A 19,028-nucleotide genomic window follows, 5' to 3' on the forward strand; every position below is an offset into this window, starting at 1 on the left:
CCGTGTTGTTTGGTGCTCTCTTATTCTTCTTCTAGTTACGACTTAGCGTCTGAGACGCTTCGCAGAAGTATATGATGTGGGGTGGCAATGCCGAGGTATTGCCACCCCACATCATATACTAAACGAGCTATGAAGTAGCGCTGACAGTTTTATCTGTGTTCTTCTTTCTTCTTAGATACAGCTATTCCTTGACAAAGCATTTCCTGAGATGTTAAAACAATATATAACAATAAGTTTTAATATATATTGCTATTGGCTATAATAGATGAAGGGATGCCATCTATGGAGAAAGTACGACGCCTGCTGTGGAACATAGGCCTGGTGCCAAACAAGGAGACGTTTATTTTTGTAGGTATTGCCCTGGTAAGTTGTTTAGCGACTCTTGTCTGTGGAATTCTACTCGCTATCACACACGATCTCTTGTTTGGAAGCCTGATTGTATTGGTGTCGCTTCCAGCGTTTATTATCTCGTTTGGAGGCTCTTACCGTCTCATGAACTGGACTCTCTCGAGCAAAGAAGAGCGCGCAAGCATAGAGAAAGAAATGACTGTGCAGCTTTTGCGTAGTTGGAATCAGGCCCAGTCAGAGAAAGAGGATACATCAGAGAAAGAGTGATAAGGGAATGATGACATAGGGAGAGTTATGTTAATTGGCTGAGAAACCCTGCCTTAAAGATTAGTTGCATAGAGGCGAGGCGAGGGAAGATTGGGGCTGAAGCAAGGCACGAGGCGCCCTGTTATGTTCATCAACTAGAAAGGGGCGTTCAGAGACTTCCAACCGAGATACCTGTTCTATCTATGTATCTTTGGGGCGAAGCGTAAGGCCGTACCAGGTAGGATGCTTGTCGCTGCTGGAGTGGTAGCCTCGCTGTGTAAGTTCAACGCGAAATTGGCCAAGCAGCGCTGGATGCGGCTCGCCCTGCCATACTCGTTTGTAGTATGCGCGGAAATTGGCGAAGAGCTGAGCATCCTCAATGCTTTGCTGCTCTTCCAATATGCAGCATTCTTGCAAGAATTGCTCTACAACATTCGCAAATGTAGAGGGTGTCTTTGGTAACTGATCTATATCCATGTGTTTTATCGCTATACTCATCAATCTCTCTCTCTTGTTCAGTTGATAAGGCTGAACCACAAGTAGCTAAAAGCAAGCTATTAGTATTCATTGTACCTGAGTGTAAGCTTTTCTTCACTACCGGGTATGGATAGGAGCCTTACCGTTCTCTGTTTGCTCAGGCGAATAATTCTCAGCTTGATACAAAGGAACCTGATACTTTACGCTTAGACAAGAGAAACACTGGTAAGCAAGCATAAAACAGATGCACTGGCATTGAGTCTGCTCCTCACAGAATAGCCTCTGTTACTAGAGTATACGTTGTGGCGTGCTACAACGCTTCTCTGGTTGCACTCAATACTCCCCTCATTTTATTTCTAAGGCATTCTAGTGGTATGCTATGTGATGGGTTGGAAAAACGAGAGCGAAAGGTTGTATTTATTTTATGAGCACGTCCCAATTTCAAGAGGTCATTACCTCTGAGGAAGAACTGCGTGAGCTGTTAGGTTTCCCTAGCGAGCTGGTGGTGCGCAAACAGCTCTCCACGCTGGATAGCCACTGCCATAATTTTATCGCTCACTCTCCCTTTCTGTTGCTTGGTACGGCGAGCGCTGATGGGCACTACGATGTCTCACCGCGTGGTGATGCTCCCGGTTTCGTCCAGGTGTTAGATGAGAAGACGCTGCTCATTCCTGAGCGTCCCGGGAATCGCAGGCTCGACTCCTTGCGCAACATTCTCCAGACCTCGGTGGCTGGCCTGCTCTTCCTGATTCCAGGCGTTGAGGAGATACTGCGCGTGAATGGGCGCGCGCAGATTATTCGTGATCGCGCACTGCTCGAAGGGATGGAGGCCCAGGGGAAGCTTCCGCTCGCCGCCATTGCGCTTGAGGTTGAGGAATGCTTCATGCACTGCGCCAAAGCGGCCAAACGCTCACACCTCTGGGATCCCACAACCTGGCCTGAGCGCTCGGTTATTCCCTCCCTGGGACGAATCCTGGTAGAGCAGATTCATCCCGCGAACACCTCTGTTGCAGACATGGATGCCTATCTAGAGGAAAGCTACCGCAAGCGCCTGTATTAGTAAGATGTGTAGCGCCGGATTACAGCCAATATGGGGCAGGTTGCGTGCGATTGGCTGTAGTAAAAGCGCTCCTGGACAGCTACCATTACCCTGGTAAGGATCACTTGGCTTTCTTTGGCAATTTAGAATGGAGTCACTGAACGGATGGATACAGCAGACCAAGCGCACGCGACGCAACAAGAGCCTTCAACAGATTTTTCTCGGCAGGACGAGAGTACAGCGGGGACGGTAGCTTCTCCCACCCGGCGTTCGCCGCTGATAGTGGTTGTGGCACTCTTCTATATTCTGCTCTGGGGTTCAGCCTTTATTGCCACCAAAGTTGGCGTGACCTATAGTCCGCCGCTTACCCTGCTCTCAGTACGCTTCCTGACGGCTGCGTTGCTAATGGCGCTTCTGGCCTGGGTTTGTCGTGTGCCCTGGCCGCGTGGCTGGGCCGCCTGGGGACGCCTCTCCCTCTTTGGTCTGCTCAATTGTGCCCTCTACCTGGGCTGTAACTATGAGGCGCTGCGCTCCCTCTCGGCAGGTATGGGCTCGATTATCGCGGCGACAAATCCGTTGCTGCTAACCATGGTTGCGCCTTTTGTGCTGCGTGAGCGCTTGACATGGTGGCGTGTCCTGGGACTTCTCCTGGGCTTTGGCGGCGTCCTCTTTGTCATGGGAGCCAGGCTGAATGGCAATGGGCAGCTCGATACTGTGGGTGGTATGCTCATCTCCTTTATTGGCGTCATTGGACTGGTTGCGGCTACGCTTTTTTACAAGCGCTATCCTCCACGCGAGCACGCCTTCGTCGTCAATACTGTGCAACTGGGGGCTGCTGGCCTCGCGTTGCTGATACCAGCCTTGCTCTTTGAGCATCCTGAGCCGTTTACCCTGAACGCGCCACTGATCGAGTCTTTCCTTTACCTCGTGCTGGTGATCAGCATTGGGGCCTCGCTGCTCTGGTTCTGGCTCCTGCGGCGAGGTGAGGCCAGCGTGGTCAGCGCCTACTACTTCTTGACGCCGATAGCGGGCCTGGCCCTGGCGGCCCTCCTGCTGGGCGAACCCTTCACACTGCGCGACGCCCTGGGCCTGGTCGCGGTTGCCGCCGGCATCGCCCTGATCAACCGCCCGGTACGCGCACGTGATTAAACATAGGCACTACGTTCATGGCGCGCCGTGAACGTGGCACCTATATTGCATGAAAAACATTGACCACATGTATCAGAGGTTACTCTGCCAGCAGGTGGCGCTTGGTGAGGTCTAGCATCTGAGCCTCGAACTCCGCGAGCAGGGTGGCTTTGCGCTCGGCGGGGAGGAAGCTGTAGCGTATCCCATTTAATAGGAGCGTATTGATGGTAGCCACTTCGAGCTGGAAGGCGCTGTGGAGCAGGCCTATCTCGTGGTTGAGCGTCGTATTAAAGAGTGGCGGATCATCGGTATTGACCGTGACGGGAATGCCTGCGTCCATCAATTTGAGCAGGGGATGGTGTGCGTAATCGGGATAGACGCCCAGGCAGATATTGCTGGTTGGATTGACCTCCAGGGGGATCTGGTGCTCGGCGAGGTAGGTCAGCAGGCTCTCATCCTCGGCTGAGCGTACACCATGCCCGATGCGTTCAGCACCCAGAACCTTCAACGCGCCCCAGACGCTCTCGGGACCCGCGATCTCGCCCGCGTGAGGATTGCTATGCAGGCCAGCAGCGCGTGCCTCATTAAACCAGCGTTCGAACCACTCAGGAGGGTGGCCGACCTCGTTGCCGCCCAGGCCGAGAGCTACCACCCCGTCGCGCATGCCTTCTTTTGCCACCTTGACGGTGTAGTCGGCACGCTCAGAGACGCCTGGCTCGTTGCACAGATTGCGCACGATATCAAAGACCCAGTTGATCTCGACGCCAAAATCCTGGCGCGCCCGCTCCCGGCCACGTGTCAGGCCCGCGAAATAGGTATCGAAGGGCACGCCCAACGTAAAGGCATGTGTGCAGGGCGAAAAGGTCACCTCGGCATAGCGTATGTTCTGTTGCGCCATCATCTCGCCAAACTCATAGGCAATTAGTTCGTAGTCCTCAGCTTGTTTTAGGCAGCTTGAAATAGCCAGGTAAATCTCAATAAAATGCTTGAAATCACGATACTGAAACCACTGCTGAAGCTCCTCCACGCTCTTACCCGGCAAGGATGCTCCATTGCGCTGCGCCAGCTTTAACAGCGTATCGGGACGGACTGCGCCCTCCAGGTGGACATGCAGCTCCGCCTTCGGTGCCTCCCGTAAATACTGTTCTATCGACATACATCTCTCCCAATGCTGAATAAACATAGTTCTCTTCTATCTGCATACAGTGTATGAGGTTCTAGCGGGAGATGCAAATTGTGGGGACGACACAGTGTCGTCCCCACACAAATTATTCTGCTCGCCATACCTTGATTGTGCCACCACCACTGACTTATGAATCAAAGCTTGCATGAGTGCAAGCTGTCTTTTTCTCCCAGTTACCATGGTGTCTATAGAGAGTTGCAGCAGGTGGCTCTACAGAAGGATCTATAGGATGGTTGGGACTGATGCATCATATTCCTCAATTTTTAGAGATCTCACCTCAACAAACGTCACGATCAGAGGAAATGCAACAGCCTCTTCTTTTGAAGACCCTGGAGGGAAATCTCATCACTCAGCCTGTGTGCGTAACTTTGTGATGAGTTTTTCTAATACAGGACGGGAGATATAGTGTTGTGATGAACGAACCAGGCCCACGGGCAATCGCAGCTCAAATTCGGCAAGGGGGTGGAGAACAGTTCCTTCTGGAGCAGGTGTGACGGCTCTGGCGGGAACAACCGCGATACCAATACCGGCTTTTACCCCTTGCTTAAGGGTGTCAAAGCTGCTGATCTCCATGCATGGGCGCATATTGAGGCCGCGTTGCGTGAAGAAATGCTCAATGGTTTCACGGTAGGCGCAGTACTGACCAGTAAGTAGCAGGCGTTGATCTTGTAAGTCGGCTGGTGTCACGTGTGTAAGCTCGGCCAGGGGGTGCGTCGCAGGGATGAGGAGGGCGATGGGTTCAAAAAAGAGCGGCTCAAAGGTTAAGCCTAGTTCGGCTGGTGGAGGAGAACAGAGACCGATTTCCAGCTTGCCTGTTGCTACACGTTGGCAGATAAAGCGTGTGCTTGTCACCTCCAATGTCACATGCATTTTAGGATATTCCTGGCAGAATTCGGCCAGCAGGGGCATGAAGTACACACTGGCGGCTGGCTCGATAACTCCTATGCGCAGACTGCCGCTTTCGCCGGCAACGATTTCTTTCATGGTTTGCTCAAGTGTGCGGGCATGCTGAAGTAGAGTATCTGCCTGCTCATAGAGTGCCTGCCCAGCAGTTGAGAGCTGAATTTGTTTCCCCTGGCGCACAAAGAGCTTGAACCCTAGCTCCGACTCCAGGTGCTGTACATGTAGGGTTATGGTCGATGGGGCATAGGAAAGCGTCTCGGCGGCTTTGATAAAGCTCCCTTCCCGCACAATAGTCTGAAATGTCGCAAGGTAGCGTAGTTCCATCCTGCCTCCTTCGTTCAGTAAAAATGAAATAAATGCTCAGAAACTTGATATTGACACTATATCATAATAAGCCCTATGCTTGAGAAGGCCAATTGGCGCGCCACAAGTGGAGCCTCGAAGGGAGAATTCTCTCTTTCATGCCTGTGGTGCTCAAAGGGAAGATTGTCCTTTCCCCGAGGTTCGCGCAGTGAGCCGAGACAAGAGATAGAAGAGAGCCGGAAAGTAGTGCCAGGGAAGAGTGTTTGTTTGATAGGATGAACAAAGGAGAAAAATCATAATGCAGGATATCGAACTTTATGCCGAGCTTATAGAGTCGCTGTCTAAGGGGGCGCATCTTGAGGTGGAGGGTCTTTCAGAGCAGGAGCTGGCCTGGCAACCGGACGCGGAAGGGAATTCTATTGGCGTGACGGTCTGGCATTTTAGCCGTTGGCTTGATGTCGTCGCGCGTCTTCTAGATGGGAGAAAGCCAGCAGAGGAGCTCTGGCTTACGCGTGGCTGGGCTGAAAGCACAGGCTATAATCCGCAAGGCATTGGTGAGAAAGGCTTGGGTGTGGTAACGGGCTATACACTGCAAGAGGTTGCTGCCATTCCGCAGCTTAGTGCCAGGGAACTACTCTTGTACCTGGACCAGCTATGTGAGGCACTATGTACCTTCTTGCACTCTCTATCGTCCTCCGAACCATTGCAGCAGCCGATATATCCAGGAGCTGAACTCACAAAACGGCAAATGCTACAAACGGTCTTTCTGGGCAGCTGTGGACACTTGGGCGAGATAGAGGCGTTGAAGGCCATGATGAAGCGGGCTGGTAAATAGAAAAAGATTTTTGCTATTACAGAGAGTAGTAGGATCAAATTCTGAATATAAAAGGATGGGCTGTAGCTCTTCTCTCTTTGCACTGATTTATATGAAGCTGTATTTCTGGTCCCGCCTGATCATACGCCTGGTTTAAGGCGTATGATCAGGCGGTTTTCACATAAACGACCTTTGTATCTGGATGAGTGTTAGAGGCTTAGGCCGCCTTGATCACGCTTTGCTCTTTTGCCTGCCTCCCGATGCGTGAGGTAAGCAGGATAAACACGAGCGCGAAGACTTCAATGCTAGCGGCAATCCAGCACATAACCGAAAGTGAGCTAGTCTGAATGAGCAGACTACCTAATCCGGAACCGGAGCTAATACCCAGGTAAATGGCGGAACTGTTTAGCGAGAGAATGATGCCAGCAGTGCTGGGAGCGAAGGCGACCAGGCGATGTTGCTGAGCTGGCAGGAGGGACCAGCCAGCGATACCCCAGACGCAGAGGGCGAACGCGCTCCCCAGGGCAGTGCTTGCCAGCCAGGGAAGGAGAAAGAGTATAGCCACCAGCATCAGTAGCCCCCCGACCAGGGTCCGTATATTTCCCCAGCGATCCGCGCTATAACCTCCCACAATACCACCAATAACTCCTGCAACGCCAAAGAGCAAGAGCATCAGGCTAATTGCCAGATCATCGAGATGGGTAACCTGCTGAAGGAGAACGCGGTTATAGGTAGCGATAATCTGGGTTCCACTCAAGAAGAGCAGGGTCTGAAAGAGCGCCAGGAGCAGTTCGGGCCGCTTTAAGAATGCGATGCGTGTCCCAAGCGTGACCGTTGGCGGTGCCGTAACCTGAGGGAAGAGCGTAAGGACGCCGACGAGAGCTAGAACGCTCAAGAGTGCGACGAACATCAATGTCGCTTGCCAGTTGAGCCAGGAGCCAATCAATACGCCCAGAGGAACACCCAGGACCGTCGAGGCCGTCAGACCCGTCATAACCATGGCTAGCGCTCGGCCGCGTTGCTGCTCAGGAGCAAGCGTCGTTACAACGGCGGTCGCGGTAGGAGTATAGAGCGAGGCTCCGATGGCAGCCAGAACCCGTGCTGCCATAAAGATAGGCAGGTTGGTAGCCAGAGCCGACAGGATATTTGCTAGCGCCAGGATCGCCAGGCTAGCGAGCAGGAGACGCCGTCGTTCCAGGGAGCCCGTAAAGGTAGCCAGGATAGGCGCACCACAGGCATAGACGAGAGCAAAAACGGTCACAGTCAGCCCGGCCAGCGCCAGAGAAATATGTAAACCGCCAGCGATATTTGGTAGAATACCCGCGATCACAAAGCTATCGGTCCCAATCGCGAAGGTTCCCAACGCCAGGACGAGGATACGAAACCACATAGGATACTCCTTATCATCAGAGAGCAATTATTTGTTTTGTTGTTCGTATATATTCGAACATTGGAAGTTTAAACCAAAAGATGCTATACTGTCAAGCATGAGAACGCTTTTTCATCCCAAACGCGAGGATATCTCCTTGCCCGCTGTTTTATATGCCTTAAGTGACCCTCTGCGCTTGAAAATCGTGACAGAGCTGGCAGGTCTAGATGAAGCCATCAGCTGTAGTGACTGTTCCGCGAGCCAGGGCATAGCCAAGTCGACCCAATCGCACCACTTCAAAGTCTTGCGAGAAGCTGGTGTGACCAATACGACGCCCCAGGGGACGAGGCTCTTTATCACCCTGCGCCGCGAGGACCTGCAAGCGCGCTTCCCCGGCCTGCTGGACGCGGTTCTACGTGCTTACCATGCGACGATGGCGATAGAGGAGTGAGTGTGTTTCCGCCCATGTAGGAGGGCCGCCCGCTACTGAGGTACGCGGCTACTGGAGACTTCATGCATGGGTGTGAGATGCTTATCGTTACTTAGTTGCCCTCTCCCTTGTGTTTTTTCTTATTGCCGTTGTTATTACCCTTGTTGTTTCCACCTCCACTAATTTGAGTTGGAGGTGGTGTGACAGATTTCGTCGGTGTGGGCGTGGGCGGGGGAGACGTGGGGGTGGCGCTCCAGGTGCCAGTCCCGCAGGCGGTGCTCTGGGTCTGGGGGCAGTAGCTGCCGGCGAGATGCCCATCGGGGTAGACCTGGCCCTTGAAGAGGAGTGTTCCGCTGTTGCTGGCGACGTTGAACTGGAGAGTGTGATCGATAGCGGTTGTGCCCTCAATATGCAGGGAGCCGGGTTGGCCTGCCATGGACAGAGTTCCGTTGAAGCTAGCGCTGTGTTGCTGGACCTGGCTCAGGGTGAGCGCGGTGTGATGGATAGATGTTTTGGGGGTCATTGTTCCGGTGTAGTAGTTGGCGAGGGCACTGTACATCGAGGGCGCGCTGGTAGGTGTGATGGTTTGCGCGTGTGTATCCCTGGCCGTTGCCTGCTGGGCTGTGGCATAGATCATGGTGCCCAGGATGAGTGCCAGGACTACGACCAGGGCCAGGGCTGCCAGGCCGCGATGCACATTCCAGGGCCGCTCCTGGCTAGTTTTTGTCTGTGAGGATCGCTGTAGGGTGTGTGCTTGCGTAGCGACGCGCGAGATCGAGGAGTTTGCGGGTGTGCCTAACATAATGGCTTCAGGCACGGGCCGTTTACGTGTGGGTTGTTCGCCGATAGGTAGGGGGGTGTGGAGTGCCTGCCAGAAGTCGCTGACGGAGGTGAAACGGTGCTGCGGCTCCATGGCTAGGGCGCATTCGATAGCCTCTGCGATATGCTCAGGGAGGTTGGATGCCAGTTGCAGGACTGGTACGAGCGGATCGGCTTGGTGGGTGCTAATATGAGAGAGGCGTGTCAGGGCATCGGCGGGTACCTCGCCGGTCAGGAGGGTATAGAAGGTGGCGCCCAGGCTATAGATATCTGTCTGAGGACAGGTGCCGGTCATATATTGTTCAGGCGCGCTGTAGCCGGCGGAGCAGACGCGGTGAATGCTGGTTGTGCTATCCTGTTCGTATACCTTGGCGATGCCGAAATCGACCAGGACTGCTCCCTGGCCCAATGCTGGCATGATAATATTGGCGGGCTTGATATCACGATGAACAATGGATGGCGTTTGTCGGTGTAAATAGATAATAGCATCGACAATCGGCGTCATCATGGAGAAAACCTGCGCGGGCTTGAAGCGTTTCTCAGGCTGTTGCCTGCGCAGACTCTCCAGGTTGGGTCCAGCGATATAGCTCATTAAAATACCGGCGCGCATGCGCAGTGGGTCTTCAACCATGCCATAGAAGCGCGGAATAGCGTAGTGGTCGAGCTGCTTGAGCAGCTCGGCCTCAAGTTGTACGCTTTTCCATTCCGTCTTCTGACGAATCGATACCTCTTTGAGCGCATAGACCTGGTCGTTGTCTTGCATATCTCGGACGCGATAGACAGACCCAAAGCCCCCCTCTCCCAGCACTTCATCTACCATATAGCGCTCATAAAGGATATTTTCGGCTGGGAGATCAACGTACACAGTGGCTAATCCTTTCCCTCGTACATATCCTGGCAGCGTCTACTGCCCCATATTTTATTACGCGTGGTAAGCGCCAAAGGGAGACAAGAGCTTATTTCTGAGCCTCTTCCTCAAGCCAGCCATGCTCTTCGCGGAAATTCAGGCCCTGGTTAGTGGCCTCGGCGGCGCTCAGGTAGGGCAGGAGATGTCCGATCAGAGGCTGGTTCTCTTTGTAGCGCTGGAGATTATTCCAGGCGCACTCGTGCATAGCCTGGAGCGCGGCTCGTGGCTCACTCAGGCGCTCCTCCAGGTAATCATGGATGTATACAGCACGCTCTTGCTCGCTGGCTGAGAGGTGCTGGCGACTCAGGAGCCGCGAGAGGACAAAGAGGTCCGCATCCTGTACCAGGCCCAGGTGCTCGCCCTGCAGCAGCAGGCGCAGGTTACGGGCCAGCCTGCTATCGAGAACGGCAACGTTGATCTCCGTATCGTCGCGCATCCCACGATTGTTGAGATTGGCGGACCCTACAGTTGACCAGAGGTCGTCGATGATGGCTACCTTGGCGTGTACGTAGATGGGGCGGTAATGTACCTTACCATCAATCTGACCACTACTGCCGAGGCAGAAGGCCTCAAAACGCCCCTCCTCAAAGGCCTGGGGCGCCTCAGCGTGTAAGCGCTGTAGGCCGGCGTCGCTGAAGGCGCGCCCAACATTGGGATGGTCGGGCAGGATGATACTGGCGAAGGCTCCACGCTGGAGCGCAGCCCCCAGAGTGCGTAGGTTTGTCTCCATGTCTGGGCTGTCGGAACCTATCAGGGGCAGGTCGACGCCGATAAAGGCGCGCAACCAGAGATACTGGTTCTCCAGATAGGCGAAGCGCTGAATATTGCCCAGAGCCTTAGCGTAGACCTGCGCGATGTCTTGCAGACCAGGATCGGGATCAAAATCGTAGGTATGCTGTGGAATCGTGCGCACGACCTGAACCGTCTGCGCCCCCTGTACAGGTAAAGGCAAGGGGCGTTCTGGAATAGTAAAGCTGGTATCCAGGCGCTGGCGAGCGACGACATCGTTCCAGCGCTGGCGGAAGTTAAACTCTACATCACCGGCTGCGCAGCCTTCAATGAGGGAGTGGACATCGTGCCAGGGATGTGGCGTCTTCTGCTGTTCGTTGAGCCTGAGAGGAGTATTGAAGGCGTGCATGGGCGTGTCCCAGCGATCATAATCACCCTGTTTCTCAATCAGAAGATCCACGCCACCCACAAAGGCATGTGTACCATCGATAACCGCCGTCTTCTGATGCAGCGACTCTACGGGATGGTGAACCAGGCCGCGTGCGCTATCATCCAGGATGCAGTGTACTCCAACTGCTTCAAGCTCCTGTTTTGTCTCAAGCGGCTGGTAGTGTGAAAACGCTTCCTGGCTGTGCCAGAGGAGCACTTTTACCTCCACTCCCTTGCTGCGCGCGTAGCCCAGCACGGCCTGAACCGAAAGATTATGCGTCAGCCAGAACTGGATATCAGCCTCAGAGAAACCCTCGACGCGCAGTCCCTCGATTAATGCTGCCCGCTGGGGGCTGCCATCGGGTCCGCCGAGATAGTCATCTCCTCGCACCAACTCCATTTTAGCTGTCATGCCCCAGTTGGCTAAATAGATGTATTTCTGTGCTTTAATACAGTGGCGACATATGGTCCACATCGCCTGCCTGCCATCGACCAGGTAAGTTACAAGCGAATCGTTCGCACGGACAGGCGTATCGCCCTGTGCCCACCAGTCCCGTTGTTGGGTATTGATATTTGCTTCTTGCGTCATAATTGCCACCTTCTACAAGCGTTTTACCAGCATATATTACGTGTGTGCTAGACATAACTATATCTTTATTACTTATCAGGCAGAGATTTAGTTCTAGGTCATCATTGTGTTATGCAATGAAAGAGATTTTTATGTAAAAGTGACTGTTTTGTACCTTTTGCCGTAGAAGTAATGTAGCACCAAATAGCTGAAATTGCAAATTACGAGAACTAGCGACGCTTGACAGGACAATGTAGTATCGGTTACAAGTCAAGTGTGATTGATACTAATTGGCGATCCTGATACTTATCATATCTGAGTAGCAATTGAAAGTGAGTGACTGGCAGCCATGAGTATAAATGCGAATCTAGGGGATATTTTTAATGAGTCGGAGCGCCCGCAGTTTCACTTTACGCCACAGGCAAACTGGATGAATGATCCCAATGGCCTTGTCTATTACCAGGGTGAGTATCACCTCTTTTACCAGTATCATCCTGGTGGTATTGTCTGGGGACCAATGCATTGGGGGCATGCCGTGAGCAGTGACCTGGTGCATTGGACACATCTCTCCATCGCGCTTTATCCTGATGAACAGGGGGATGCCTGGTCAGGGAGCGCTGTGGTTGACGCGAACAATACCAGTGGCATTTTCCCTGGTGGTTCAGGGTTGGCCGCCCTCTATACGGGAGCTCATACGGTGCCACAGCATCAGTGCCTTGCCTATAGTAGTGATCGAGGTAGAACCTGGACGAAGTATAAGTACAATCCTGTCATCGCGAATCCAGGTGTGAGCGATTTTCGCGATCCCAAGGTCTTCTGGTATGCGTCAGAGCAGCGTTGGGTTATGGTGGTCGCGGGCGGCCAGGTTCGTTTCTACTCCTCGCCCGATTTAAAGAACTGGCGCCTGGAGAGCCAGTTAGATGACCATACCGAGTGTCCTGACCTCTTTCCACTGGCGATAGATGGCGATCCTAACAAGCAGAAATGGGTACTTAGCCTCGGCGGGCGTTTCTATTATGTCGGTAGCTTTGATGGTCATATCTTCAGCAAAGAGTCTGATCTGTTGACGACTGATTATGGGTCAGACTTTTACGCGGCCCAGTCCTGGAGCGACATTCCCGCTAGCGACGGGCGATGTATCTGGATCGGATGGATGGCCGATCTGAGCTATGCCCACGTTACTCCGGCCACATCCTGGCGTGGAACTATATCTATACCGCGCAGCCTGGAGCTGAAAATGACCCCGCAGGGCTTGCGGCTCGTGCAAATGCCCATACGAGAGCTGGAGCAACTGCGGAGCGAGCATGTACACCTGGATCGTAGCGAGCTTACACCGGGAGCAAACCTGCTTGCAGACATGAGGAGTGATACGCTGGATATTGTGGTCTCATTCCAGCCTGGGAGTGGCAGAGAGTTTGGCTTCAAGCTGCGCGCAGGTGGGGAAGAGCAGACCCTCGTCGGTTATGACACGCGAACCTCCAGGCTCTTTGTTGATCGTGCTCAGTCTGGTCGTAGCGATTTCAATAACAGGTTCGCGGCCCGGCACGAAGCTTCCCTACTGTTGAAGAACAACATGCTTACGCTGCGTATTCTGCTAGATCGTACCTCCATCGAGGTCTTTGCTAATGATGGAGAGGTCGTAATCAGTGACCTGATCTTTCCCAATGTCTCTAGCCAGGGCATCGAACTCTATACTAGCGGTGGCGAGACGATACTCCATTCCCTGGATCTGTATCACATGAGCTCCGCCTGGAAACGATAATTGCAACATATAATAGGAGTGGTGCGCGATTAAGTGATCTATTCACGAACTTCGGGAGCAAAAATATTATGCGTAGGTTGATTACTTGTGTTGGTGAATGTTTGATTGACTTTATGCCCTTGAGAGAGGGCCAGCATAGCCTGGGCTATGGCGTCGATTTTCGCATGTACGCGGGCGGCTCTATCTTTAATGTCGCAGTAGCCCTGGCGCGCCTGGAGCAACCCACGGCCTTCGCCTGCAAAGTTGCAGATGACTATTTTGGACAGTATTTACGCACATATATGCAGCGTGAGCAGATCGACACGCGTTTTCTCGTCGAGGCGTCTGGTACGCACACGACGCTGGCTTTTGTCGCCGAGCAAGACGGCCATCCCACCTTTAGCTTTTATGGTGAGGGCGCGGCGGAGGCGCTTCTCATGGCGAATGAAATTCCTGAAGCACTGTACATTGAGACACGTATCTTGCACTTTGGTTCCATTAGTCTGCTGCGTGGTAGTACGCCTCAGGCCGTGTTGCACATACTGGAGAAACTACGCGGGAAGGCGTTACTCTCCTTTGATCCTAATTTACGCCCCAACCTGGTGCAGGATGAGCGGGCGTATCGCGAACTACTCAGGCGGGCCTTCTCCTTGGCGGATATCGTCAAATGTAGCGATGCCGACCTGGAGTGGATTTATCCCGGGCTTGGCAATGAAGAGGCGCTCGCCGAGCTGTTGCGACAGGGACCCGCGCTCGCTGTCATCACCCAGGGAGGGCAGGGAGCCATAGCAGCGCGCATAGATGGCCCGGTTGTGCGAGTTCCCGTATTTCCAGTAGAGATCGCGGATACGGTGGGCGCAGGCGATTCCTTCTGCGCGGGCCTGCTGGCGCGACTAAGCGAGCTTGGAATCGACGAGCGCGGCCGTCTGGAGAGTCTCACTCCGGAACAGTTGAGCCAGGTTTTGCGCTTCGCCTCAGGCGTATCCGCTCTCAATTGCATCAGGCCAGGAGCTAATGCACCCCGGCGCGCGGAAGTCGAAGCCTTTTTTGCGTAAGGCTTAGATCCTATGCGTTTCTATTGAAAAGACATAACAAAGCTCTAGAGCAAGAACTTATGCAGAGAAAGACGTTCTTGCTCTAGAGCCCTTTGTTATGTTGTTGGAATGAAGAATACCAGAGAGTTAGCGCTCTGTCCCGCGCCCTCCTCCAAAGAGGCGACTGATTACATTGCCAGCCTGCCCAATAATATTGCCGGAGTGCTTGCGCGCCTGGTCTTGCACCACGTTCAGCGCTCCGCTTGCCATGTCTTTGGCCTGCTGTTCGAATCGCTGTCCACCTGGAACCTTCTTCGCGAAGTCGCCAATGACCTTGTCAATTCGCTCTTCCGCCACTTTGCGCGCGGAGTCTATCTGCTCATCAAACTGTCCTGGCTGCTCGTTTTCGGGCCGATGTGGATCTGTCATATGTATGTTCTCCTGCGAGAGGACCTGTATGGATCTCCCGATCTACGCTGGTCGTTTACAGTTCTATTATAGACAGATGCTTATGCTTGACCTTTCGCGCCTGCGGCGCTCAAAAAGTAAGTAGTGTGGGGCGATTGGCGGGCATTCGCCCGCCAATCGCCCCACACTACTTACTAAGGAGGGAAACATGATGCTTATAGATTGGCGACTACCTGGAGTGGTGGCTGTTCTATACCAAGCTGATGGAGTTGCGGGTGGATCAGGTTGGCTTGTACCAGGAGATCGCGGTTGCGGAGAACGCGCTCAGGCGTACCATCGGTCAGGATGCGTCGCTCCTCACCCAGGACGATGACGCGTTCGGCGATGATGGGCACAATATCTAGCTCGTGGGTGGAGGTAATGATTGTCTTGCCTGCCTGACCCAACTTGCGGATGAGGTTCACCAGGACCCACTTGGTGCGGGGATCGAGGGCCGCCGTAGGCTCATCAAGTAGGATGACATCGGGGCGGAGGGAGAGTACAGAGGCGATGGCGGCACGCTTCTTCTCACCACCGGATAGCTCGAAGGGGGCACGCCTGGCAAGGTGTGTGATCTCCATTTGCTCCAACGCTTCGTCACAGCGCTCGCGTACCTCCGCGGACGAGAGGCCCAGCTGAAGCGGGCCAAAGGCAATGTCATCATAGACCGTCGCGCTAAAGAGCTGGATATCCGGGTCTTGAAAGACCAGGCCAACCTCGCGGTGAAAGGTGAAGGCCTCCTCGCCCGCCGCTACCGCCTTAATGTCACGTTCCAGCATACGCATTGTGCCAGACGTAGGAGCGTAGATACCGTCCATGAGCTTGAGCAGGGTCGATTTGCCGCTACCGTTGGCTCCCAGGAGTGCTACTTGTTCGCCAGGGTAGATGTCCAGGTCGACGCCAGCCAGGGCCATGCGCTGGCTGTGATATTTGTAGCATACATCACGTAAGTGAAAGAGTGGCTGCTGACGCGACTGATCAGGCGAAATGCTCATAATATGTATCCTCCCACGAAAAAGATAATCAGCGCCAGGCCGGTTGCCAGCGAGAGCGCCATCCAATCATCGGTGCTCATGCGATAGTCCTGGTGTGTGTGGATGGTTCCCGTGAAGCCGCGTGCCATCATTGCGGCATAGACATCATTGCTCATGCGAAACGAGCGATTCATCAAGACTCCCATTGAAGCGCTAATCCATTTGCGCTGTTCATTCCCGCTCAAGCGGCCCACGGTTCGGCTCTTGCGTGCCTCAAACATACCATTGGCAGTATGGAGAAAGAGAAAGATATAGCGATAGGTCATGGAGAGCAGCAGGGTAAAGACCTGGGGTACACGCAGGACCTGCAAGCTTTTTAGAATATCGGCCCAGGCCGTGGTGAGAATCAGGAGCACCGCCAGCGAGACGGAGACGCCCACACGTGCGATAAAGATCAAGCCATTTAGGATGCTGGCATACGTTGGACCAAGGTGCCAGGTTCCCAGGGAGAGCTCGAAGAGGCGTGGCCCGTTGGGTACCAGGAAGATCGCGGGGAGAATCACGATTCCCGCGAAGAAGGGAATACCCAGCCAGACGCGGCGCACAAAGAAGTCGAAGGGGACCTGGCTACCCCGCGCTACCAGGAGTAGCACGAGGTAGAAGGCCAGTAACATGAAGAGCGAGTGTGATAGGCTAGCCGCCAGCACTGTCACCAGGAACATGCCCAGCTTGGCGCGTGGATCGAGCTTCTGGAGCCAGCCGGCCTTATGTGCATGCTCCTCCGTAAAGACGGCCCGCTCAATGGCCTCGGAGATACCGCCAATGGTCTTCTCGATCCAGCCAAATTGCCGCCTGTGCTCTTTGTTGGTTGATTGATTGGTGTGTGAAAGCATATATTCTTTCTTATCCAGCGATTACTTGCCATCAAAGGCCAGTTATTTGTTATGCTTGGTAGCTGCAACTGGTTGGGGTTCTCTTACAGGCGCAGCTTCATTGCCACGTAGCCGCTTTAGGAGCGTGAGGAGACCAAAGACTGCCCCTCCTAAGACCAGAATACCAACGATCCCTGAAAACTCGTAGCCGATTGCCTGGTGCCATAGCGGCGCACTATCACCATTAAAGAATGGAAGCGGCAGGTTATATCCAGAGAATGGCGCGCTAAAGATGCCAGAGAACTCTTGCAACCCCTTTGGGACGTAGTGGAAGGCTTGCTGGACATCCTGGGTGCTTCCCTCGCCAAAGGCAAAGCCAGGTGCAATCAGGCCAACAGGGGCGATGATGGCGATAGCCAGGAAGGCCGCGCCTACCTTGCGTATTGAGCGTGGAAGCAGGAACCAGGCCAGGGGGACCAGTACCAGGGCCAGGATCAGTACTATCAGCAGCATTACTCCGACATCCGTCCAGTTGACGCTGCTCCAGTCCGCGCCAAAGAGGTGGTTGATACTGCCTCCGCCTGTGATAAAGCCCGCGATCAAGAGGATCACAGCGATACCTACAAGCGCGGCTGTATAGAGCTGCCACTGTGGTATCTTTGCTGGTTCGCCTTCCTCGACTGTCTTCCCAGCGACTATGGTGCGTAGCGAAGTCAGGTAGTAAGGATGGTTACGCTGGATGTAGGCCAGGCCTAGCGCGGTCACCAGGGCTTCAACGAGCGCGGCCCCAAAGGCATGTGAGAGCAGCATGGCCGGAATGGCGGCCTCAAGTCCATAGGGACTGTAGAGCGGCCTGCCTCCATCGGAGAAGAGCAGCGGTTGTACGCCTAGTTCAACGCCGACAGCCAGAGCCGCTACCGTAATGCCAATGTAAGAGCCAATGCCCGCGGCCCAGACGCGCCTGGTCGAGAGGAGCGGCGAGCGACCAGAGATCAGGCGATAGGCGAAGTAGCCCACGAAGGGCAAGATAATCCCCATATTGAGGCAATTGGTGAAAATAGCCAGGATGCCGCCATCACCAAAGAAGAGGGCCTGAATGATTAGGGCGATGCTGACCCCAATGATAGCGGCCCAGGGACCCAGGACAATCGCGATCAGCGTTCCACCAACGGCGTGGGCCGTGGTGCCACCCGGCACGGGAATGTTAAACATCATAATGGTAAAAGAGAACGCCGCAAAGATTGAGAGCAGCGGAATGGTGCGATTATTGAGTACAGAACGCACACGTTGGGCGGCAATGGCCCAGCCCGGCATGGTGATAACACCTGTACCAAGCGAAAAGACGGGGCTGAGATAGCCGTCAGGGATGTGCATAGAGACCTCCGAATCCTTTACTTAAAAATAGCTCATCTAAGATACTAAGATACACGTGTTACGGAGGATGAGTAATGGGAATTGGAAACTTTTGACAAATATTATTTATTGCAAATGTTTCGCAATAAGCAGTGTACACGCTGGAAGCGTTGAATGTCCAGTGTTCAATAGCTTGATTTTCTAATGGTAGATAGTGTAAGTTATATTTATGTAAACTAAGATGCATTTAGTAATATTGAAAGCAAAAATAGTGCCTGCTAGCTTCGTCGTGATGGAAAACGTAAATCATTATGCGGGAGTGTGAGTTTGCCAAGAAAGGATGCGACATGAAAGCAAGCTTAGAGAAGCAAAGCTATGTAATGCAGGGTGAAAACTTTGGCGCGCGAGGCTGCTCTGGCTGTACCTGCGATCCTTGTGATTGTAATCCTTGTAACTGCGGTGATGGCGTGGCGATTCCGCGTTGGCGTGTCAGTGGATACTTTGTAGAGAAGGGCGAGCTTGAGGCGTTGGACGTCTCGGGACTGCTGATACTCTCTCTAGCGCAGCCGTGTGGTGAGAGCGAGGCTGGCGCATGGCAGGAGGTGCTGCTCATAGACAGCCGAGCTAGCATCTCCCAGGCGGCTGCTCTGCTAAACGCCTTTGAGGCGCGGCTGGCGAGCATCCCTGCGGAGATCGGCACCCATTTCAGTGGGCAGCGCTCAGTGTACCAGGTGCCAATGAGCTACCATCGTGATGAGCAACGCTCCTGGCTTGAAGTCGAGTTCATGCCCGAGCAGGCGCTTCCCTTACGCGAGAGCGCGGAGAGCCTCTTCAAAGAATGGCGCTACAGCGGACCTATGGCGTTGCGGTAGATAGATATGAGGTGTGTTGTATTGTGGCAGTCGCAAGCTACCA

Annotated in this window: 18 protein-coding genes; 8 read left to right on the plus strand and 10 right to left on the minus strand. The window is 53.8% G+C overall.

The genetic code is table 11. From position 1 onward, the window contains the following. The first annotated feature begins 282 nt into the window (after positions 1 to 282). The gene (locus JMJ16_RS45320; RefSeq protein WP_201392378.1) at positions 283 to 615 is read left to right on the plus strand and encodes a hypothetical protein; all 333 of its coding nucleotides are present in this window, start codon (positions 283 to 285) and stop codon (positions 613 to 615) included. Between the two features lie 180 nt (positions 616 to 795). Here the strand turns inward: JMJ16_RS45320 and JMJ16_RS45325 are convergent, their stop codons facing one another. Further along, complete coding sequence (locus JMJ16_RS45325; RefSeq protein WP_201375565.1) at positions 796 to 1,092, minus strand: hypothetical protein; 297 nt, start codon at positions 1,090 to 1,092, stop codon at positions 796 to 798. 403 nt (positions 1,093 to 1,495) lie between these two features. On the opposite strand from JMJ16_RS45325, the gene JMJ16_RS45330 reads away from it, so the two are divergent. Further along, on the plus strand, positions 1,496 to 2,131 hold the full coding sequence (locus tag JMJ16_RS45330) for a pyridoxamine 5'-phosphate oxidase family protein (RefSeq protein ID WP_201392379.1): 636 nt from the start codon (positions 1,496 to 1,498) through the stop codon (positions 2,129 to 2,131). A gap of 144 nt (positions 2,132 to 2,275) precedes the next feature. Beyond that, positions 2,276 to 3,259, plus strand: coding sequence for a DMT family transporter (locus tag JMJ16_RS45335; protein ID WP_201392380.1), 984 nt, complete (start codon positions 2,276 to 2,278; stop codon positions 3,257 to 3,259). Between the two features lie 79 nt (positions 3,260 to 3,338). Here the strand turns inward: JMJ16_RS45335 and add are convergent, their stop codons facing one another. Together add and JMJ16_RS45345 are read right to left on the minus strand one after the other, a co-directional pair. Continuing rightward, positions 3,339 to 4,394, minus strand: a complete 1,056-nt coding sequence (add, locus tag JMJ16_RS45340; RefSeq protein WP_201392381.1) for an adenosine deaminase — start codon at positions 4,392 to 4,394, stop codon at positions 3,339 to 3,341. Positions 4,395 to 4,766: 372 nt separating this feature from the next. Beyond that, positions 4,767 to 5,648, minus strand: coding sequence for a LysR family transcriptional regulator (locus JMJ16_RS45345; RefSeq protein ID WP_201392382.1), 882 nt, complete (start codon positions 5,646 to 5,648; stop codon positions 4,767 to 4,769). A gap of 277 nt (positions 5,649 to 5,925) precedes the next feature. Between JMJ16_RS45345 and JMJ16_RS45350 the strand changes: the two genes are divergently transcribed. Next, on the plus strand, positions 5,926 to 6,462 hold the full coding sequence (locus JMJ16_RS45350) for a DinB family protein (protein WP_201392383.1): 537 nt from the start codon (positions 5,926 to 5,928) through the stop codon (positions 6,460 to 6,462). A 196-nt stretch (positions 6,463 to 6,658) separates the two neighbouring features. Here JMJ16_RS45350 and JMJ16_RS45355 read toward each other — a convergent pair whose 3' ends face one another. Then, entirely contained in the window at positions 6,659 to 7,831 is a 1,173-nt protein-coding gene (locus tag JMJ16_RS45355) for an MFS transporter (RefSeq protein WP_201392384.1), read from the minus strand. A gap of 97 nt (positions 7,832 to 7,928) precedes the next feature. Here JMJ16_RS45355 and JMJ16_RS45360 point away from each other — a divergent pair, with 97 nt between their 5' ends. Beyond that, on the plus strand, positions 7,929 to 8,261 hold the full coding sequence (locus JMJ16_RS45360) for a helix-turn-helix transcriptional regulator (RefSeq protein ID WP_201392385.1): 333 nt from the start codon (positions 7,929 to 7,931) through the stop codon (positions 8,259 to 8,261). 91 nt (positions 8,262 to 8,352) lie between these two features. Here JMJ16_RS45360 and JMJ16_RS45365 read toward each other — a convergent pair whose 3' ends face one another. Continuing rightward, entirely contained in the window at positions 8,353 to 9,924 is a 1,572-nt protein-coding gene (locus JMJ16_RS45365; RefSeq protein ID WP_201392386.1) for a serine/threonine-protein kinase, read from the minus strand. Positions 9,925 to 10,015: 91 nt separating this feature from the next. Further along, the gene (locus JMJ16_RS45370; protein ID WP_201392388.1) at positions 10,016 to 11,713 is read right to left on the minus strand and encodes a phosphatidylserine/phosphatidylglycerophosphate/cardiolipin synthase family protein; all 1,698 of its coding nucleotides are present in this window, start codon (positions 11,711 to 11,713) and stop codon (positions 10,016 to 10,018) included. Between the two features lie 328 nt (positions 11,714 to 12,041). On the opposite strand from JMJ16_RS45370, the gene JMJ16_RS45375 reads away from it, so the two are divergent. Together JMJ16_RS45375 and JMJ16_RS45380 are read left to right on the plus strand one after the other, a co-directional pair. Then, positions 12,042 to 13,454: a glycoside hydrolase family 32 protein gene (locus JMJ16_RS45375; protein ID WP_201392390.1), complete on the plus strand. Its 1,413-nt coding sequence runs from the start codon at positions 12,042 to 12,044 to the stop codon at positions 13,452 to 13,454. Between the two features lie 68 nt (positions 13,455 to 13,522). Beyond that, complete coding sequence (locus JMJ16_RS45380; protein ID WP_201392392.1) at positions 13,523 to 14,488, plus strand: carbohydrate kinase; 966 nt, start codon at positions 13,523 to 13,525, stop codon at positions 14,486 to 14,488. A gap of 126 nt (positions 14,489 to 14,614) precedes the next feature. On the opposite strand, the gene JMJ16_RS45385 is transcribed toward JMJ16_RS45380, so the two are convergent. From JMJ16_RS45385 to cbiM, 4 genes are all read right to left on the minus strand, one after another. Further along, on the minus strand, positions 14,615 to 14,896 hold the full coding sequence (locus JMJ16_RS45385) for a hypothetical protein (protein ID WP_201392394.1): 282 nt from the start codon (positions 14,894 to 14,896) through the stop codon (positions 14,615 to 14,617). Positions 14,897 to 15,090: 194 nt separating this feature from the next. Then, entirely contained in the window at positions 15,091 to 15,909 is an 819-nt protein-coding gene (locus JMJ16_RS45390; RefSeq protein ID WP_201392396.1) for an energy-coupling factor ABC transporter ATP-binding protein, read from the minus strand. Beyond that, positions 15,906 to 16,781 carry a cobalt ECF transporter T component CbiQ gene (gene cbiQ / locus JMJ16_RS45395; RefSeq protein WP_201392398.1) on the minus strand — a complete coding sequence of 292 codons (876 nt, stop codon included), beginning with the start codon at positions 16,779 to 16,781 and terminating at the stop codon, positions 15,906 to 15,908. Before cbiQ ends, JMJ16_RS45390 begins: the two co-directional genes overlap by 4 nt. A 42-nt stretch (positions 16,782 to 16,823) precedes the next feature. Beyond that, positions 16,824 to 18,134 carry a cobalt transporter CbiM gene (cbiM, locus tag JMJ16_RS45400; protein WP_201392400.1) on the minus strand — a complete coding sequence of 437 codons (1,311 nt, stop codon included), beginning with the start codon at positions 18,132 to 18,134 and terminating at the stop codon, positions 16,824 to 16,826. Between the two features lie 326 nt (positions 18,135 to 18,460). Here cbiM and JMJ16_RS45405 point away from each other — a divergent pair, with 326 nt between their 5' ends. Further along, a complete protein-coding gene (locus JMJ16_RS45405; RefSeq protein WP_201392402.1) occupies positions 18,461 to 18,985 on the plus strand; it encodes a DUF1326 domain-containing protein in 525 nt (174 codons plus the stop codon). Positions 18,986 to 19,028: the final 43 nt, after the last annotated feature.

The sequence above is a fragment of the Ktedonobacter sp. SOSP1-52 genome, from assembly GCF_016587395.1.

Coding starts and splice junctions, on each gene's coding strand:
- JMJ16_RS45320 (WP_201392378.1), top strand. CDS start 283: ATGGAGAAAGTACGACGCCTGCTGTGGAACATAGGCCTGGTGCCAAAC.
- JMJ16_RS45325 (WP_201375565.1), bottom strand. CDS start 1,092: ATGAGTATAGCGATAAAACACATGGATATAGATCAGTTACCAAAGACA.
- JMJ16_RS45330 (WP_201392379.1), top strand. CDS start 1,496: ATGAGCACGTCCCAATTTCAAGAGGTCATTACCTCTGAGGAAGAACTG.
- JMJ16_RS45335 (WP_201392380.1), top strand. CDS start 2,276: ATGGATACAGCAGACCAAGCGCACGCGACGCAACAAGAGCCTTCAACA.
- add (WP_201392381.1), bottom strand. CDS start 4,394: ATGTCGATAGAACAGTATTTACGGGAGGCACCGAAGGCGGAGCTGCAT.
- JMJ16_RS45345 (WP_201392382.1), bottom strand. CDS start 5,648: ATGGAACTACGCTACCTTGCGACATTTCAGACTATTGTGCGGGAAGGG.
- JMJ16_RS45350 (WP_201392383.1), top strand. CDS start 5,926: ATGCAGGATATCGAACTTTATGCCGAGCTTATAGAGTCGCTGTCTAAG.
- JMJ16_RS45355 (WP_201392384.1), bottom strand. CDS start 7,831: ATGTGGTTTCGTATCCTCGTCCTGGCGTTGGGAACCTTCGCGATTGGG.
- JMJ16_RS45360 (WP_201392385.1), top strand. CDS start 7,929: ATGAGAACGCTTTTTCATCCCAAACGCGAGGATATCTCCTTGCCCGCT.
- JMJ16_RS45370 (WP_201392388.1), bottom strand. CDS start 11,713: ATGACGCAAGAAGCAAATATCAATACCCAACAACGGGACTGGTGGGCA.
- JMJ16_RS45375 (WP_201392390.1), top strand. CDS start 12,042: ATGAGTATAAATGCGAATCTAGGGGATATTTTTAATGAGTCGGAGCGC.
- JMJ16_RS45380 (WP_201392392.1), top strand. CDS start 13,523: ATGCGTAGGTTGATTACTTGTGTTGGTGAATGTTTGATTGACTTTATG.
- JMJ16_RS45385 (WP_201392394.1), bottom strand. CDS start 14,896: ATGACAGATCCACATCGGCCCGAAAACGAGCAGCCAGGACAGTTTGAT.
- JMJ16_RS45390 (WP_201392396.1), bottom strand. CDS start 15,909: ATGAGCATTTCGCCTGATCAGTCGCGTCAGCAGCCACTCTTTCACTTA.
- cbiQ (WP_201392398.1), bottom strand. CDS start 16,781: ATGCTTTCACACACCAATCAATCAACCAACAAAGAGCACAGGCGGCAA.
- cbiM (WP_201392400.1), bottom strand. CDS start 18,134: ATGCACATCCCTGACGGCTATCTCAGCCCCGTCTTTTCGCTTGGTACA.
- JMJ16_RS45405 (WP_201392402.1), top strand. CDS start 18,461: ATGAAAGCAAGCTTAGAGAAGCAAAGCTATGTAATGCAGGGTGAAAAC.